Annotated in this window: 18 protein-coding genes and 1 pseudogene; 17 read left to right on the plus strand and 2 right to left on the minus strand. The window is 61.0% G+C overall.

The genetic code is table 11. The features are described from left to right. Window positions 1-236: 236 nt before the first annotated feature. On the minus strand, window positions 237-605 hold the full coding sequence (locus HV744_RS36885) for a hypothetical protein (RefSeq protein ID WP_217469184.1): 369 nt from the start codon (window positions 603-605) through the stop codon (window positions 237-239). Window positions 606-716: 111 nt separating this feature from the next. Further along, a pseudogene (locus tag HV744_RS37815) lies at window positions 717-986 on the minus strand (DDE-type integrase/transposase/recombinase); the annotation flags it as partial. Window positions 987-1639: 653 nt separating this feature from the next. On the opposite strand from HV744_RS37815, the gene HV744_RS32565 reads away from it, so the two are divergent. The 17 genes from HV744_RS32565 (at window position 1640) to HV744_RS32645 (ending at window position 17249) form a co-directional block, all read left to right on the plus strand. Further along, on the plus strand, window positions 1640-2857 hold the full coding sequence (locus HV744_RS32565) for an NAD(P)/FAD-dependent oxidoreductase (protein ID WP_175153422.1): 1218 nt from the start codon (window positions 1640-1642) through the stop codon (window positions 2855-2857). 64 nt (window positions 2858-2921) lie between these two features. Next, window positions 2922-3332, plus strand: a complete 411-nt coding sequence (locus tag HV744_RS32570; protein WP_175153423.1) for a nuclear transport factor 2 family protein — start codon at window positions 2922-2924, stop codon at window positions 3330-3332. 37 nt (window positions 3333-3369) lie between these two features. Continuing rightward, complete coding sequence (hpaH, locus tag HV744_RS32575; RefSeq protein WP_175153424.1) at window positions 3370-4173, plus strand: 2-oxo-hept-4-ene-1,7-dioate hydratase; 804 nt, start codon at window positions 3370-3372, stop codon at window positions 4171-4173. Window positions 4174-4177: 4 nt separating this feature from the next. Then, window positions 4178-4984: a 4-hydroxy-2-oxoheptanedioate aldolase gene (gene hpaI / locus HV744_RS32580; protein ID WP_175153425.1), complete on the plus strand. Its 807-nt coding sequence runs from the start codon at window positions 4178-4180 to the stop codon at window positions 4982-4984. A 227-nt stretch (window positions 4985-5211) separates the two neighbouring features. Continuing rightward, the gene (locus HV744_RS32585) at window positions 5212-6156 is read left to right on the plus strand and encodes a LysR family transcriptional regulator (protein ID WP_175153426.1); all 945 of its coding nucleotides are present in this window, start codon (window positions 5212-5214) and stop codon (window positions 6154-6156) included. Between the two features lie 265 nt (window positions 6157-6421). After that, on the plus strand, window positions 6422-6745 hold the full coding sequence (locus tag HV744_RS32590; protein ID WP_246279301.1) for a non-heme iron oxygenase ferredoxin subunit: 324 nt from the start codon (window positions 6422-6424) through the stop codon (window positions 6743-6745). Window positions 6746-6862: 117 nt separating this feature from the next. Beyond that, window positions 6863-7723 (plus strand): fumarylacetoacetate hydrolase family protein, encoded by an 861-nt coding sequence (locus HV744_RS32595; RefSeq protein WP_175153427.1) that lies wholly within the window; start codon window positions 6863-6865, stop codon window positions 7721-7723. A gap of 16 nt (window positions 7724-7739) precedes the next feature. Beyond that, window positions 7740-8738 carry an ornithine cyclodeaminase family protein gene (locus HV744_RS32600; RefSeq protein ID WP_175153428.1) on the plus strand — a complete coding sequence of 333 codons (999 nt, stop codon included), beginning with the start codon at window positions 7740-7742 and terminating at the stop codon, window positions 8736-8738. Window positions 8739-8784: 46 nt separating this feature from the next. Next, entirely contained in the window at window positions 8785-9882 is a 1098-nt protein-coding gene (locus tag HV744_RS32605) for a cupin domain-containing protein (RefSeq protein ID WP_175153429.1), read from the plus strand. Between the two features lie 6 nt (window positions 9883-9888). After that, on the plus strand, window positions 9889-10407 hold the full coding sequence (locus tag HV744_RS32610) for an aromatic-ring-hydroxylating dioxygenase subunit beta (protein WP_175153430.1): 519 nt from the start codon (window positions 9889-9891) through the stop codon (window positions 10405-10407). A 19-nt stretch (window positions 10408-10426) separates the two neighbouring features. Continuing rightward, window positions 10427-11677, plus strand: coding sequence for an aromatic ring-hydroxylating dioxygenase subunit alpha (locus tag HV744_RS32615; RefSeq protein ID WP_175153431.1), 1251 nt, complete (start codon window positions 10427-10429; stop codon window positions 11675-11677). Window positions 11678-11717: 40 nt separating this feature from the next. Then, window positions 11718-12941, plus strand: a complete 1224-nt coding sequence (locus tag HV744_RS32620) for an ABC transporter substrate-binding protein (RefSeq protein ID WP_175153432.1) — start codon at window positions 11718-11720, stop codon at window positions 12939-12941. A 61-nt stretch (window positions 12942-13002) separates the two neighbouring features. After that, window positions 13003-13866 (plus strand): branched-chain amino acid ABC transporter permease, encoded by an 864-nt coding sequence (locus tag HV744_RS32625; protein WP_175153433.1) that lies wholly within the window; start codon window positions 13003-13005, stop codon window positions 13864-13866. Between the two features lie 20 nt (window positions 13867-13886). Next, a complete protein-coding gene (locus tag HV744_RS32630; protein WP_246279300.1) occupies window positions 13887-14858 on the plus strand; it encodes a branched-chain amino acid ABC transporter permease in 972 nt (323 codons plus the stop codon). Further along, the gene (locus HV744_RS32635; protein ID WP_175153435.1) at window positions 14855-15598 is read left to right on the plus strand and encodes an ABC transporter ATP-binding protein; all 744 of its coding nucleotides are present in this window, start codon (window positions 14855-14857) and stop codon (window positions 15596-15598) included. Before HV744_RS32630 ends, HV744_RS32635 begins: the two co-directional genes overlap by 4 nt. Then, window positions 15598-16293: an ABC transporter ATP-binding protein gene (locus tag HV744_RS32640; RefSeq protein ID WP_175153436.1), complete on the plus strand. Its 696-nt coding sequence runs from the start codon at window positions 15598-15600 to the stop codon at window positions 16291-16293. The genes HV744_RS32635 and HV744_RS32640 overlap by 1 nt, the downstream gene beginning before the upstream one ends. A gap of 281 nt (window positions 16294-16574) precedes the next feature. Next, window positions 16575-17249 (plus strand): carboxymuconolactone decarboxylase family protein, encoded by a 675-nt coding sequence (locus HV744_RS32645; RefSeq protein WP_175153437.1) that lies wholly within the window; start codon window positions 16575-16577, stop codon window positions 17247-17249. Window positions 17250-17528: the final 279 nt, after the last annotated feature.

Here is a 17528-nt window from a genome sequence, read left to right on the forward strand (position 1 = left end):
GCCTGCCGTGCTGTCCTCCCCGAGGCTGCCGACGAGCGGCGTGTCGGGATGCCACCGTGTCGGCGTGACCAGCAGTCTCGTCGCGTTCCACCAGTAGCGGTCAAGCGCGGTGCAGGCAAGCGGCGGCACCGCGATTTGGCCGGCCATTCAGCGTCAATCCTCTAAAGTGATGAAATCGTGGTGAAATTGATACCAACCGTATCATCGCCGCCAATCAAATCAGGATGGGCAATGAGTCAACTCGCAACGTGGTCCTGTTGATGCTTATTCGCGTGCGCACGCAGGCTAAACATCTTTCTGCGCCCCGTTTCAGTGAGTACTCCACGTAGCAGTGCTTCGAAAGTAAAGAAGAAGCGATCTCTTGCTGCGCTGGCTGAATCGTGATATCCGGCCACCTCAAGGCTGCAACGACCATGGACCGTAGCCAATATCGCGTCTGCGGGTACCGTAGCGTCGTCCTTAAGGTTCTTGATCTTTTGGTCGCAGCACTGCATTACTGCATCCAGCAGACGGTGATAGACGGCCCGGTGTACGACGCTCCGTGCCACGGGCGTTGCACGATCTTCAGCAGTTGCTCGTTCTTGCGAGGCCTCTGGAATCGGCATGATTTCGCTCAAGACCAGCGCGCAGTAAGCCGGGTGGTTCTATCACGGTAAGGAAGTTTGGAAGGAAGCATGCGATATAGATAGGATAACTTATATTGCAAGCAAATGGAATTACTCGGCAACGGAGCGCTTCGGTACAGCGCCATTGATCATCTGGCCTTTCGCGATTATATGCATGAGCTCGATTCCACCCAGCAGGATCCGGGCGCAGCGAAATGTCTTGAATCCCAACATGGGTCGGGCACGCCGCTTGATCGCCCGGTGGTCTTGTTCCACGATATCGTCGAGATACTTGATCTGGCGGATCTTGATGGGCGTCTCACGCCCGGCGTTCACGGCATGCAACCTGGCCAGATTGGCACCACTTTTGTCGATGGTTATGATATGCCCAGCCCGAACTTCACCGACCAGCGTCACACCGTTTCGTACGTGAGTTCAACGCTGCGCACAGCCAGCAACTCCTCGAGCATGCGCAGGCTCAGCGGAAAACCGTAATACGGCCACACCGCATAGCCGATAACGTTGGGCGAAAATCGGTGGCGTAAGAAATGGCATCGGTGGCAGGTGTGTTGTATTGCAGGGCGGTTCGTTTCATGCGCGAATTCTGCCGAAATCCCATCAACATGCCAGCAACGTGACATCCATTAGTCGGCCCTTCGTTTCTGTTCCTCATCGGAACAAATGCTGTTCCAGTCAGCAACTTGTTGGCGGATGAGGCGACGGCCAAACTTGTCGAGACGTAGGCAGCTCGGCGTTCGGTCGCTTGTCGCGGTAATCGAACAGATGTCGGATCATTTATCGAGGCACCGTTGCATTGCTCGCCAGACCATAACAATCCACGGAGACGTCGCCATGTGTCGAGTACGACGGCAGTGCAAGCAGCACTGCCCCGGTCCGTTTGCCTGCCGCTCCGGCCGGGCTTTGGCTTTCTCACGACGTAGGTCCACGCGAGTGCGACCGGAGGGCAGCAGCCCGCAGCTGCCTGCGGAATGGCCATACGGACACGACTTTGCCAATCGGAAGGGTCCTTTCTTATGAGCCTCAAAACCGTGATCGTCATAGGCGCAGGACAAGCGGGCGCGTGGGCAGCGCGCACCCTGCGCTCCGAAGGGTTTTCTGGCCGCATCTTGCTGGTGGGCGACGAAGCGTCGCCGCCCTATGAGCGGCCACCTTTGTCGAAAGAGCAATTGCAGCAGACGCCCCCGTCAATGCGATACCTGATGGGTCCGACCGAGTTCGCAACGCTCGACATCGAATGGAAACGCTCGAGCGTGTGCAGCAGCATCGATCGCGTCGCACGCCAGGTGCGGCTCGCCGCAGGCGAATCGATCGGCTATGACAAGCTGATTCTTTGTACCGGAGGGCGCGCCCGGCTTCCGGCCATCTCGGGCATCAATGCGGGCTGCGTGCATACGTTACGCACTATCGAGGACGCCGCCCGTCTGCGCGCGGCGTTGAAAGACGGTGTGCGGTTGTTGGTCATGGGCGGCGGCTGGATAGGTCTGGAGGTGGCCGCGGCGGCCCGTGCGGCCGGCTGCAGTGTGACGCTGGTCGAAGCGGCGCCGCAACTGTGCGCCCGCACCGGGTCATCGCTGCTGTCGTCGTTTCTGGCGCGGCTTCACCGCTCGCACGGTGTGGAACTGCGTCTGGGTGAGAGCGTCGTTGCGCTCGATGAGGCGACCGCAACAGGTTGCCGCGCGGCGCTTACCAACGGGACCACGCAGGAGGTCGATCTTGTCGTAGTGGGCATCGGACTCATGCCGAACGATGCGCTCGCGCGGAACGCCGGACTCGCATGCGAGCGCGGAATTCTGGTCGACCGCCAGTGCCGTACGTCCGATCCGAGGATTTTTGCGGCCGGCGACGTGACCGCGATGCCGGGGTCAGATGAAACGCTGCTGCGCCTGGAGTCTTGGCAGAACGCTCAGGACCAGGCTGTGGCGGCAGCCCGCGCCGTGCTGGGTCAAGATGTCGATTACCGGCCCGTGCCGTTCTTTTGGTCTCAGCAGTATGACGCGCTGGTCCATATTGTCGGGACGAGCACGTCGGGAACGAACGTCGTGGTTCGTGGTGCGGACACTCCCAGGCTTGTGGCCGTCGAAGTGAGCGCAAACGGCCAGATTGCATTCGCGATCTGCACGAACCTGCCGCGCGATTTCCGGCAACTGCGCAAGTTCGTCGCCGAAGGCACGCGTGTCGACGCCGCGCGTCTGTCCGACGCCAGCGTGCCGCTCGCGCAGGCCGTCGCCTAGCCACACTCGCTCAACCGGACGAGCCAGCACCGTTCATAACGATCAACTAGGAAGGAGACACACAATGCCATCTCATGACGTCCATGCTCTGTCGAACGTGGTCTACCGGTTCTTCGGGGGCCTCGACCGGCGCGACCACCAGAGCACCGCGCGGCTGATGGCGCGAAGCGGCACGTGGCACCGGCAGGGAATGGAGATCGTCGGGCCGGATGCCGTCCTCGCCGCGCTGGAAAAGCGCGACCCCATGCGGCAGACCGGTCACCTCGTCACGAACCTGTGGCTCGAGCAGGCGACAGAAACGACCGCGCGCCTGCGCTACTACATGACGGCCTTCGAAACCGTGACCACCGCCGATGGTGCCACGAGCGCGCCGCAAATGCTCGGCGTGCGCGACTGCACCGACGACCTCGTGCTCGAAGACGGGCAGTGGCGCATCGGGTGCAAGAGGAGCCATCTGTTCCTGCCGGCCGCGTAAGCGTCGCGCGATCAACCATAGAGCCACGGTAAACCCCATGCTAGATTCGTCCGTCATTCACTCGCTTGCGCGCGGATTCTTCGATGCAGAAAAGACGCGCACGCCGATCAGGCAGATTTCGCTGCGTTATCCCGACATCACCATTGCCGACGCGTACGCGATCCAGCGCGAATGGGTCAGGATGAAGATCGCCGAAGGCAACCCGCTGCGCGGCCACAAGATCGGCCTGACCTCACGCGCGATGCAGATGGCGGTCGGCATCAACGAGCCCGACTACGGCGCATTGCTCGCGGACATGTTCTTCGACGACGGCGCCACCATCCCGACCGACCGCTTCATCGCGCCGCGCGTGGAGGTAGAACTGGCGTTCATCATGGATCGCCGGCTGGGGGGGCCGCACGTGACGCTCTTCGATGTGCTCGACGCGGTGCGCTACGTCACGCCCGCGCTGGAGATCATCGACTCGCGCTCGCAGATGGTCGATCCGGAAACGAAGCGTACGCGCAAGGTGTTCGACACGATCGCCGACAACGCCGCCAACGCGGGCGTCGTGATGGGCGGACGGCCGGTGCGAGCCGGCGACGTCGATCTGCGCTGGGTTAGCGCCATCCTGTCGCAGAACTCGGTCATCGAGGAAACGGGCGTGGCCGCCGGCGTGCTGAATCATCCGGCGAACGGCGTCGTGTGGCTGGCGAACAAGCTGGCCGCCCACGGCGTCGCGCTGGAGAAGGACCAGGTGATCCTGAGCGGCTCATTCACGCGCCCGGTGTTCGCGAAGAAGGGCGATACGCTGTCCGTCGACTACGGTGCCCTCGGCCCGGTTTCCTGTCATTTCGGGTGATGCCATGAAAGAGAACCTCTTCAAACGCGCACTGGCGCAACGTCAGTCGCAGGTCGGCCTGTGGCTTGGCATTCCGAACGCGTACACGGCCGAGATGCTCGCCGGAGCCGGTTTCGACTGGCTACTAATCGACGGTGAGCACGCGCCCAATACGCTCGATTCCATCCTCGCGCAGCTGCAGGCTGTGGCGGCGTACGCGGTGCAGCCGGTCGTGCGCGCTTCCTGGAACGACCCGGTCGAGATCAAGCGGCTGCTCGACCTCGGCGCACGCAACCTGCTCGTGCCGATGGTGCAGAACGCCGAGCAGGCCGCCGCCGCCGTGGCGGCCACGCGCTATCCGCCGCAGGGCATCCGGGGCGTCGGCTCGGCGCTCGCGCGAGCGTCGCAATGGAATCGCACACCCGGCTATATCGAGCACGCGGGCGCGCAGCTCTGCGTGCTGGTGCAGGTCGAAACGCGCGCGGCGCTCGCCGAACTGGACGCGATCTGCGCTGTCGATGGCGTGGACGGCGTGTTCATCGGACCGTCGGATCTCGCCGCCGATCTGGGGCATCTGGGAAATCCGGGCCATCCGGATGTGCAGCGCGCGGTGGAAGACGCGATCGCCTGCATCTGCCAGTCGTCAAAGGCGGCGGGTATTCTGATCGGTGACGAGGCGCTCGCGCGACGCTACATCGAACTAGGGACGACCTTTACGGCGGTCGGTGTCGATACGACGCTGCTCGCGCGCAGCGCCGAGGCGCTCGCGCGCCGCTTCAGGGGCGAGCGCGTACCGGTCGCACCGAAGCCTGACGGCCCGTGCGTCTACTGATTACCCAGCCACGTTTGCGCCGAAGCCATACGGTCACAATGGATAACCCGAGTTCTCATCGGACGATCGATCGACGACAATTCGCAAGTAAAGCAGCGGTCGGTTATCTGGCCCCGAGTATGCCTGAGATCCCGTGGAGAGGCTGCGCAAGCTCTCGCTGACCCGACAGGACTTCATGGGGCGCCAGAAGATCGTGTACGGGCAGGGGGCGAAGAGCCGGAGGGGCAATGGGTAGCGTGATGACGCAGTTCATGGAATCGCGGGCGCATATCTCAGGAGGGTTCGAGGATCTCACCACGTTGCGCATCTTCGTGCGCACCGTCGAAATCGGCAATTTTTCCGAAGTCGCGCGGCGCATGGGCGCGAATCCCGCAATGGTCAGCAAGCGCATCGCCGCACTCGAAAGCAAGATTGGACAGCGCCTGGTCAACCGCAATACGCGGCGGCTCGTCGTGACGGAAGTCGGGCAACTGCTCTACGACCACGCGATGCGCGCGTTGCAGGAACTCGATCAGGCAGCGGAAGAAATGTCCTGCATGCAGGACCAGGCGACGGGTCATCTGCGCCTCACCGCGCCTTCGATGCTCGGGCAGGCCATCATCGCGCCGCGCCTTGCCGGCTTCATGCAGCAGAACCCGCTCCTATCGATCGACCTCAACTTCTCGATGGAGAAGCTTGATCTCTACAAGGCCGGCATCGACATAGCGGTGCGCATCGCCGATGTCCTCGATCCCGGCCTGATGGCGATCCGGCTCGCGCCATACAGCCGCGTATTCTGTGCCGCTCCAGCGTATCTTCAGACGCACGGCATGCCGGTCGTGCCCGAAGACCTGATGGACCACAACTGCCTGATCACGCGCGGCTATACCTTCAGCACGCGCTGGCAGGTGCAGCACGACGGCGAGATCGGGCACGTTCACGTGAAGGGCAATTTCGCCACCGACAGCGGTCAGACCGTGCGTATGGTGTGCCTCGCCGGCATGGGAATCATGATGGCGCCGCGCTGGCTCGTCGAGCCCGACCTGAGCGCGGGCACGCTCGTCGAGGTGCTGGGCGGCTACGTTCCGGACAACCGCGCCGTGTACGCGGTGCTGGTGCAGCGCAGCGGCACGTCGGCGAAGTTGCAGACGGCCATCGAATTCCTGCGTACCTGTTTCGCGGACATGCAATAGCACGACACGAAGCGCCCGCGATGGCGGGGCACTGCGTCCGCCATCTGCTTCATCCTCACCAAACTTCCTTCGCCAATGTCTGCGCCGCGCATAACGCACGTGTGCGGCCGTCGTTTGCCTCGGCGCGCTCATGTCCTTCATCCGCAACGGAACAGCTATTGTTCCGCAAGGTGTCTTGTCCGTGTCGGCAAGCTATTGCACGATTGATCTCATGGCGCGCCGAGACTTCGCCGCTACCAACGCATATAGAAATGGAGACAAGCCTGTGAACGAGCACTGGGTGGATGTGTGCAACGCCGACGATATCTCTGACGAGATCCCGCTCGCAATGCCCGTCGATGGATATGAAATCGCGCTGTATCGCGTGGACGGTGAGGTCTATGCGACCGACAATCTGTGTACCCACGGTAGCGCGCGTCTTTGCGACGGCTTCCTCGAAGGTCATGAGATCGAATGCCCCCTGCATCAGGGGCGATTTGACGTGCGCGACGGACGCGCACTGTGCGCCCCGCTGACCGCCGACATCCGCACCTACGCGGTGAGGAGGGAAGGCGAACGCGTGTACGTGAGAATCGGTTTATCGAGCTGATCTCGACGGGAACAGATGCTGTTCCCGCTGCGGCGTTGTCCGGCTCCAACTTCCAGCGCACACTGCAATCCATACAAGAGCGGACCCCACAGGCCGCGACAGACGTGGAGACAAGACATGAAGCTCGTCAGTTATTGGGACCATACGGCAGCTACGCCCGAGCCATCGTACGGCGCGGTAGTCGGAGAATCGATCGTCGACCTCGCCACGCCCGCCGTAAGGACTCTTCGCGAGGCGCTGACCACCGAAGGTATTGACGGAATCTCGCGCCGTCTCGCTAAGAAGGGCCCGGCGGAAGGCATTTCGCTGTCGAACGTGAAGCTGCTTCCTCCCATCACCGAACCTCACAAGATCCTGTGCGTCGGCCTGAACTATCTCCTGCATGCGAAGGAGGCGAATCTCCCTGTGCCGACGAGGCCTTCGGTGTTCGTGCGGTTCAGTTCGTCGTTCGTCGGCCATGAAGAGCCCGTGCTGCTTCCTGCCGAGTCCGAGCAGTTCGACTACGAGGCGGAGATCGCCGTGATCATCGGGCGCCGTGCCCGCCGCGTGAGCGAAGCAGAGGCGATGCAGGTCGTCGCGGGTTATTCATGCATGGCCGAGAACTCGATCCGCGACTGGCAGCGTCATTCGAACCAGGCGACGCCGGGGAAGAACTTCGTCGGTACCGGAGCGTTCGGCCCCTGGCTCGTGACGCCGGACGAAGCGCCGGTGCCGGAAGAGATGACGGTGGCAGGACGGCTGAACGGCGAGACGGTGCAGCACGACAGCGGCGCCAACATGATCTTTTCAATCCCGCAGATCATCGCGTACCTGTCGACCTTTACCGAACTGCTGCCGGGCGACGTGATCGCCACCGGCACGCCGGCGGGCGTCGGCATGTCGCGTAAACCGCAGCGCTATCTGCGCGAGGGCGATGTCTTCGAAGTGGCGATCAGCGGACTGGGCGAGCTTCGCAATCCGGTCAGAAACGGTTTCTAGAACAGCAGGAGTGACGATGAGCGAATCGGCTATCTGGTTGAGCGAGGAGGAAATTACCTCGCTCGTCAGTCTCAAGGACACGGTTGTCGCGCTGGAGGACGGCGTGCGGCAGCTCGGGCAGGGTGCAGCATTCAATATCGCCAAGGCGCTCGGCAGCTTCGGCGAGGCATCGTCGATGCATTCGCTCGGCTCCGCGATGGTCACGGCCGGTTTTTGCGGCTACAAGAACTGGATCAACACGCCGAACGGCGCGAAGGCCGTGTTCATCCTCTTCGATGCCAACGAAGGGAAGCTGCTCGCGGTGATCGAGGCGAACTGCCTCGGCCAGTTGCGCACGTCCGCGATCACGGGACTCGGCACAAAATGGATCGCACGCAAGGGCGCCAACGACATGGCGATAGTCGGTACCGGACGGCAGGCGCTTGCTCAGGTTGCGGCGGTCCATCTGGTGCGCCCGCTCGAACGCATTCGCATCTGGAGTCCGACACCGGAGAAACGCCGCGCGTTTTGCAATACGCTTGCTGAGCAGTTCGGCGTTGAGGTCCTCGAAGCCAGCACGCTAGAAGAAGCAACGGAAGGCGCTCCGATCGTCACGACCGTGACCCGCGCGCGCGAGCCGTTTCTTAAGGCCCACATGCTGGCCCGCGGCGCGCACCTGAACGCGGTTGGCGCGATCCTGCCGAACAGCGCGGAGTTCGAACAGGACGTGTTTGCCCGCGTCGGTTTCATGGCAGTCGACGATGTTCCCAATGCGCGCAAGACGTCGCGCGAGCTGATCGACTATTTCGACAGTGGCGCGGGTGCCGGAGACTGGAACCGCGTGCGGCCGCTCGGCAGTGTCATCGCCGATAACGAGACGGTGCCGCCCCAATGCGACATCACGCTCTTCAAGTCGATGGGCATGGGCATTTCGGATCTGACGGTAGCGGCGCTAGCGTATCAGCGGGCGGTGCAAAGCGGCAGCGGCATGCCCTTCCCGCTGACGAACAAGGCTGCCATCCGCTGGAATAGTTAGCTGACGAGGGGCCGCGAGCCCGGCAAAAAGCAGAAAGGAGACATGGATGAACAGCGAAATCACCCTGGTTGACGTGAGCGGCGCGCCGGCGCGCGAGCAGTTCGTCTGGCCTACCGTCGTGCTGCGCAAACCCGCGATCGAGGCGCAAATTGAGCGCCTTGCGAGCATCGATCGCCCCGCGGACGGCCGCCGGGCAGCGGCAGTGAATCATCCGATGAACACGGGTCCGGTGCCGGCCTACGCGCCCGGTATCGACGTGCACATCATCGTGCTCAAGCCCGGTGAAAAGAGTGCGGCGGTGCTGCGCAATTCAAGCTGCGTCGACATGTGCATCGGCGGATCCGGTGTGGTCACGACCGCCGGGAAGACTTTCCACGTCGAGAAATTCGACGTCTGGAACACACCGTCGATGCAGATGCAGACCGTTGAGAACAACGGCAACGATCTCTTCGTGCGCCTGTCCTACAGCAACGCGCCGCTGCTCGAACGTCTGGAAGTGCACTACGTGAACGACAAGCCGCAGATCGCCGCGCAAAATGACGAATCGCGCGAGATGGCCGCGCAGCAGCGCCGCGCGCGCGATGCGTCTACGCCGATCCCGATCGGCTCCGACGGCGCGCAGATGCTCGGCTACGAATGGCTGGTCGATATCGATACGATCGACTCCAAGGCGTTGCACTGGCCTTGGAAGGACATCGCACCGCATCTGGAGAACGTCTACGGCATGGATCTCGCCTACACCGGCCGGCATCTCTACGTCCTCTACAACCCGGCGACCGAACGGCGCATCGGCACGTCGCCGAGCTTCTTCGCGACCATCGCGAAGCTTCCGCCCGGCAAGGTCGACAAACCGCACCGCCATACTTCTGCCGCGATCAACTACATCATGTGGGGTCACGGCAAGAGCGTTGTCAACGGCGAGAAGATCGAGTGGGCGGAAGGCGACCTGCATTTCTCCGCGCCCGGCTGGTCGGTGCACAACCATGCGTCGCGCGAGCAGGGCTTCATGGCGCTCACCATTCAGGATCATCCGTTGCACATCGCCAACGAGTCGCTCTTGTGGCAGGAAACGCTGAAGTCACCGATCCTCAAGCTCGGTACCGATCTCGGCGTTCAGACGAACCTGTCGGCCATCGCGGAGTAACGGCGCATGAAAGACCGAATTGCCCCATTGGTTACGAGCGTGACGCGCAACAGCGAGTTCGTCGCGCTCGCACACGAGGTGAGAAACCTCTTTGACGAAGTCGCGGACCTGCTCGATCAGGACGAGGTGGAACGCTTCCCTTCGTACTTTATAGACGACTGCATGTACCAGGTGGTCTCGCGCGAGAACTATGCGGAAGGGCTACCACAGGCGGCCATCTATTGCGACGGCGTCAATATGGTGCGCGACCGTGTGATCGCGCTGCGCGAAACGCAGGTATATGTGCCGCGCATCTGGCGGCACTTCATCAGCGGTATCCGCATCACCGCCATCAGCGAGGGCGATATTCACGTGCGCTCGAATTTCTTCGTGACCGAAGCGATGTCCGACGCCGATCCGACGGTCTTTCTCGTCGGCCAGTACATCGATGTGCTGGTGCGCGCGGGCGATGGTCTGAAGTTCAAACAGCGCTTGGCCGTCTACGACAATCACCACGTCAGGCGCTCGCTGATCGTGCCGGTATAACGCGATTCAGGAGACAAACATGGAACACACAATGGCCGCCGTGGCGGCAGCGCCGATCGCCAATCGCCACTGGCCCGAGGAAGGCTGGACCCGTGTGCCGTTCTGGGTCTACACCGACGAAGACCTTTACCAGCACGAACTCGAAACGTTTTTCTACGGCCCGAGCTGGAACTACGTCGCGCTTGAATGCGAGATTCCGGAGCGGGGGTCGTACAAGCGCAGTTGGATCGGTGAACGGCAGGTGGTGGTGGTGCGCGGAGAGAACGACGCGATCCACGTATGGGAAAACCGTTGCGCCCATCGCGGCGCGCGCGTGTGCTGGAAGAACAAGGGCAAGGAGGAGTCGTTCACCTGCCCGTACCATCAATGGAACTACGCACTCGACGGCAAGCTGCAGGGCGTGCCGCTCAAGCGCGGCGTGCTGAAGAAAGGCGGCATGCCGTCCGACTTCGACAACAGCCAGCATGGCTTGCGCCCGCTCTCCGTGCATGTGGAAGGCGGGTCCATCTGGGCCAGCTTCTCGGAGAATCCGCTGCCGTTCGCCGAGTATTGCGGCGAGGACGTGATCGTCAACATTCGCCGCCAGTTCCCCGGCAAGAAGCTGAAGCTCCTAGGCTACAACCGCCAGCTCATTCCGGGCAACTGGAAGCTTTACTTCGAGAACCTGAAAGATCCGTATCACGCGACGCTGCTGCACTCGTTCCTCATCACGTTCGGCTTGTGGCGCGCGGACACGCAGTCCGAATCGATCCCCGGCGACTCAGGCCATAGTGTGATGGTGTCGCGTAACGTCGGCAGGAAGAAGACCGACGCCGCAGCGGAGATCGCGCGCTTCAAGGAGGCGCTGGAGCTTCATGACCTCGATACGGTCACGCCACGCACCGAGTTCGAAGACGGCAAGGTCGTTGCGATCACGCACTTCCCGAGTGTCGTGATTCACCAGCAGGCGAACACGTTCGGCATGCGGCACGTCATCCCCAAGGGCACCGGCTCGTTCGAGCTCGCGTGGACCTTCTTCGGCTATGAGGACGACGACGACGAGATGACGCGTCTTCGCGTGCGTCACGCGAACCTTTACGGCCCCGCCGGGTTCGTCGCGATGGAAGACGGAGAAGTGTTGTCGGAATCGCAGTTGGGCGCGCATCACTACGGGCACCGCAACGCGGTGGTCGAGATGGGCGGGCGCGATGTCGAGAAGCAGGACCACATGGTGACCGAAGTCCTGATCCGTGCCTTCTACAAGCACTATCGCAAGATGATGAGGATCTGAGCTGGGCAGCGGTAAGCGATCCATCATAAAAGGAGGTGACATGTATAACGAAACAGATACGAAGGTCGTGGTGGCATCGCGACGCAATTTCGTCAAAGGCGCGGGGGCCTTGGGTGTCACAGCGCTGTTCGGCGGTATCGCGCCCGCGGTGCTCGCGAAATCGACGGCGCTGCTTAAGATCGGTGCGCTCAACACCTATTCGAAGGTATATGCGGCACTGGGGAATGCCAATCTGAACGGCATGAATCTCTACTTCGAACAGATCGGTAATACGATTGCCGGGCGCAAGATCGAGATCATCAGGGAAGACGACGAACTCAACCCGCAGGTCGGCCTCCAGAAGATGAAGAAGCTGATCGAGTCCGATTCGTGCGATATCGTCACCGGCATCCAGGGCAGCAACGTCGCGATGGCCGCCGTTCAGTACATGCGCCAGAGTCAGGCGTTCGTTCTGTGCTCAGGCGCGGGCATCACCGATTTGTCGTACACCGGTCTGCCGTATCTGTTCCGCTGCTCCACTTCGTCTTATACGACGTTGTCGTCGATGGGCGAATGGCTTTACGCCAACCTCTCGAAGCAGGCGGTGCTGAGCGCATCGGACTTCGCCGGCGGCCGCAACGCGATAATCGAATTCAAGTCGGGATTCGTGAAGCGCGGCGGCACGGTGATTAAAGAGATCTATCCGCCGCTTGGCAATAACGACTTCAGCCCATACCTCGCGGATATTCGCAGTACCGACGCGAAGGCCACCTTTGGCTTCTACGCCGGCACGGATGCGGTGCGGTTCGTGAAGCAATATGACGAATACGGCTTGAGCAAGAACTGCCGGCTAACCGGGTCGGGCTTCATGCTCGAGGGAGATACCTTGCCGGCCCAGGGCCGCACCGCCCTGGGCTGCATTAACGCATTGCACTACGCCGATACGCTCGACAACGCCGCCAACAGGAAATTCGTCACCGACTATCAGGCGCGCTACAAGGAGTTTCCGAGCGTGTACGCCGAATATGGCTATGTGGCAGCACACATCATGCACACGGCGATAGAAGCGGTCGACGGCGACACCAGCGACAAGAACAAGCTGCGCGAAGCGATGCGCGCGGTCAAATTCCTCGCGCCGCGAGGACCATTCCGCTTCACGCCGGAAACGCAAAGCCCGACGCACAACGTGTATATCCGCGAAGTCGCTGAGATTGGCGGTCGCATTACCAACAAGGTGATCCACACGATTTCCGAAGTGCCCGAACCGGCCCGGCGTCCCATCTGAAGTCTTGTAAAGAGGCCGGTGTCCTGCCGGCCGAAGTGTTCATCACGTACGAGAAGGCGTTATGGATTTCTTCGTCTCACAGCTGCTTAACAGCCTCGCGCTCGGCGCCCTGCTGTTCGTGACGTCCGCCGGGCTGTCGCTGATTTTTGGCCTGATGAACTTCGTCAACCTTGCACACGGCTCGTTCTTCATGATCGGCGCGTTCACGGCCATGTCGATCATTCAACTGACCGACAACTTCTGGCTTGCACTGGGCGTCGGATGGGTGCCGGCTGCTGCGCTCGCGGTGCTGATGGAGCGCGTCTTCATCCGGCCGATGTACAGTAGCGGCCACCTGAACCAGGTGCTGCTGACGTTCGGTTTCATCTTCGTTTTCGGCGACGCCTGCCGATTCCTGTGGGGCACGGATATTCGCAACGTCGCCCCGCCGGCGCTCTTCGACGGGAGCCTGCATATCGGTGGCGCGATCCTGCCGCTGTATCGCCTCTTCGTCGTGGTGTTTGGCGGCTTGGTCGGTTTCGCCCTGTGGTGGTTTCTCGAGCGCAGCCGTATCGGCGCGATGGTTCGCGCCGGCGTCGACGATGCGCCCACCGCCGCCGGCATTGGCATCAATGTGCCCTTACTCTTCGGCGCGATCTTTGCGCTCGGCGCTGCGCTTTCGGCAATCGGCGGCATCGTCGCGAGCCCGATTCTCGGCACCTATCTCGGCATGGACATCGAAATCCTGATTCCCGCGTTCATCGTGATCGTCGTCGGCGGCATGGGCAGCCTTCGAGGCGCGCTGGTGGGTGCGTTGCTCGTCGCCTTCATCGACACGTTCGGCAAGGCGTATTTCCCGGATTACGCGCTCTTTCTGGTGTACTTGTTGATGGTGTTGATCCTGCTGACCCGTCCGCAAGGGTTGTTCGGCGTCGCGAAGGGGTGACCATGTACCACCGAAATCAAATGCTCATGATTGCGCTGCTGTGCGTGCTGCTCGCCGCAGGCGCCTTCACGAGCGACTACGTGTCGGGTATCGTGGCGGAAATCCTGATTTTCGGGATCTTTGCGATGAGCCTGAACCTGCTCGTTGGCTACACCGGGCTGATGTCATTCGGGCACGCCGCCTTCTTCGGCATGGCGACCTATACGGTGATCGGACTCGGCGTGCATCTCGGCATCTCGGGATGGTGGGGCGCGCTGGCGGCGATAGTCGTCTCCACCGCGCTCGCGGCGCTCATCGGCGCGTTCTGCATCAGGGTCACCGGGATTCCGTTTTTGATGCTCACGATGGCGTTCTCGCAGCTACTGTTCGCGGGCGCGCTGAAGTGGCGCAGCGTGAGCGGGGGTACGGACGGCCTCACGGGATTCGTACCCCCCGAACTGTTCGGCGTAAGTCTCGCGCAAAGCGCGGGGGCGCGCTACGCAGTAGTCGCGGTCGGCTTCCTGCTGGTACTCGTATTTCTGAACTGCCTGGTGCGTTCGCCGCTGGGGTCTATCTTCATTGGCATCCGCGACAACGAGCAGCGCATGCGCGCCATCGGCTATCCGGTGCAGCGCTTTAAGCTGCTCGCGTTCACGATCGCCGGAGGGCTGGCGGGCGTGGGGGGGGCGCTCTACGCGCTCTTCAACGCATACGTATCGAGCGATATCCTGCACTGGCAGCAGTCCGGCGACGCGATGATCATGGTCGTACTCGGCGGCAGCGGCACGGTGATTGGACCGGCGGTGGGCGCGGGAATCTTTCTGCTGCTGAAAACAGTCATCAGTTCCCACAACGAGTATTGGGCACTATGGGTCGGTGCTATCTTCATCGTGTGTGTGATGTTCCTTAGAGAAGGCGTCTGGGGCTACATAGCCGGGCGACTCGGCAATCGAACGATACGTTCGCGTATCGCCCGGGCCCGGTCAGCGCCAACAGCGGAGGCCAGGAGATGACGTTGCTTAGAACCGAAAAGCTTTATAAGGCCTACGGCAATCTTGTGGTGACAAAGGATGTCGATCTCGAAGTTGTGGCGGGCCAGCGGCACATCATCATCGGCCCGAATGGGGCCGGGAAAACGAGCCTTGTTCATCAGCTGACCGGCCAGATCAGGCCGACGTCCGGGCGCATTCTCTTCAAAGGACGCGACGTTATGGGCACGGCACCGAATGTGCTTTGCCAGATGGGCATGGGTCGCACGTTTCAGAAGAATAACCTGTTTGCGAAGCTGTCGGTGCGCGAGAACGTGCGCCTCGCCGTACAGGCGAAACAGGGTGGCTGGTACCAAGCGCTGCGCAGTGTCGGGTCAAGGCGCGCGCAGTGGGAACGCGCCGACCAGATCCTGGAACAGGTTCGCTTGTCGGGCGGATACGAGCACTGCGTGTCGAGCCTCTCCTATGGCGAACAGCGCCAGCTCGAAGTGGCGATCGCACTCGCGGCCGAGCCCGAGCTACTGTTGCTGGACGAGCCCACTGCTGGCATGTCGCCCGCCGAGACCGATCGCATGATCGATCTTGTGCGCGGGCTGCCTGCGTCGCTGGCGGTCCTGATGATCGAGCACGACATGAAAGTCGTGTTCTCGCTGGCCGATCGCGTTACCGTGCTTTATTACGGCGAAGTGCTCGCCTTCGGAAGTCCGCAGGAGATACAGGGCAATGCGCGCGTGCGGGAAGTCTATCTCGGAGGGAAACACTGATGCTCGAGGTGAACGAGATCCATACATACTACGGGAACAGCCACGTGTTGCGCGGCGTTTCGCTACAGGTGAAGCCCGGGTCGGTGACCTCGCTGCTCGGGCGCAACGGCGCGGGCAAGACGACGACGGTGCTCTCGGTCATGGGCTACCTGAAGCCACGCAGCGGGAGCATCGTTTACGGGGGGAAGGCGATCGCCGGCTTGCCTTCGCATCGCATCTCGCGCATGGGGCTCGGATTCGTGCCGCAGGAGCGCGGCGTTTTTCCGAGCCTGTCGGTCGAGGAAAACCTGACCGTCGCCGCGCGGCCGGGGCGCGACAGTCGATGGACGCTCCCGCGCATCTATGAACTCTTTCCGCGCCTGAAGGAGCGCCGGCGCAATCGCGGGTTCCAGCTTTCGGGCGGGGAACAGCAGTTGGTGTCGATCGCGCGGGCACTGATGCTCAACCCGACAGTAATCGTTCTGGATGAGCCGTCGGAAGGGCTGGCACCGCTGATCGTCGACGAGATCGTCGAGATCCTGCACAAGATGAAGTCCGAGGGGATCGCCATTCTGCTGATCGAGCAGAATCTCAGTGCTGCGCTGGATCTGGCAGACATGCACTATGTGTTGTCAAAGGGCGAGGTGTGTTTCAGCGGAACGAGCGAGACGCTGCGCAATAGTGAACGCGTGCTGAGCGATCACCTGAGCGTGTAGCCGCTTGCATCGAAGCGCAGTGAGCCGGACATGTATTGCGTGACATTTCTGCTCTTCGTTTTCCTGGTGTTGGGTGGGATGGCAAAGATCAACGTGATTTAGCATGTCTAATCTGATTCGATATCTTAGAGTGACGAACTGGTTATCGTTTTGAGCGCGTATTCATCTGAATCAGCGCTGCCTCGCATTATGCAGAAGCTTGAGCGTTCAGGTGCGGACAAGTCAGTTGTCGGGCTAGATTCCGACTGGATATTCCTTCAACCTCGCCGGCTTCGCATTCAATGATCGGTTATGTCGAAATCACCACCTGGAGAGACTTTGTGAGGAAACTTGCTTACGCTTCGTTGTTTGTTGCACTAACCTGGGCGGCCCAGGCCGATTCATTCGGGACCGAGAATGCGCGGCTGCCACCGGTTGCAGATCAACCATCGGACCCGATCGTCGCCGCCATTTTTGAGGGCATTCGACGGCGCGGGGCCGAGCCACTTAACATGCACAAGACCTTGGCCTACTCGCCAAAGGTATTCAAAGCTTACGTTGACTTAGCCTACGCACTTCGAGCATCGGCAAAAGTGCCCCGAATCTACCGAGAGTTGATCATCCTCCGCACGGCTCAATTGTCGCATGGTGACTACGAACTCGCTCAACATGGGCCCATGGCATTAAGCTGCGGCATATCAAAAACACAACTTGGTGAAATTGAACAATGGAAGACATCTTCTCTTTTCGACGCCAAGCAAAGAAGTGTCTTGGCCTACGCCGACGCCATGGCACGTTTTGACGGCGTCGACGATGCAACGTATGAAGCGTTGTCGCAAAACTTCGACGCGCAGGAAATCGTTGAGTTGACTCTAACTGCCGCGTTCTACGAGGGCGTTTCCCGTACTACACGGACTTTAAGAATACCGATTGAAGAGTCTACAAGAGATCAGAAGACACAGTACGGAAACTGCTAGACCTCAGCGACGACGGACCGTAGCAGCGGTGCGACACTCGGTTGTGAGATAGAACATGGAACTATAGGCGATATTGGATAGACATCATTTTTTCCCTATGGTGACTCCAGCTGATCTGATGAGTAGATTGCGACGTCTGAATGTGAATACCATTGTTCCATGAGATATCTATTTCATAGGCTTATCTCTTATTGAGACGGAGCATTTCCCGTGCGCGAATACCTCGATTATCGCTGGTTGAGATAGGTTGGAATTATTTTCTGTTTATTAAAGGATACT

It is taken from the genome of Paraburkholderia ultramafica (assembly GCF_902859915.1).
Lineage (GTDB): Bacteria > Pseudomonadota > Gammaproteobacteria > Burkholderiales > Burkholderiaceae > Paraburkholderia > Paraburkholderia ultramafica.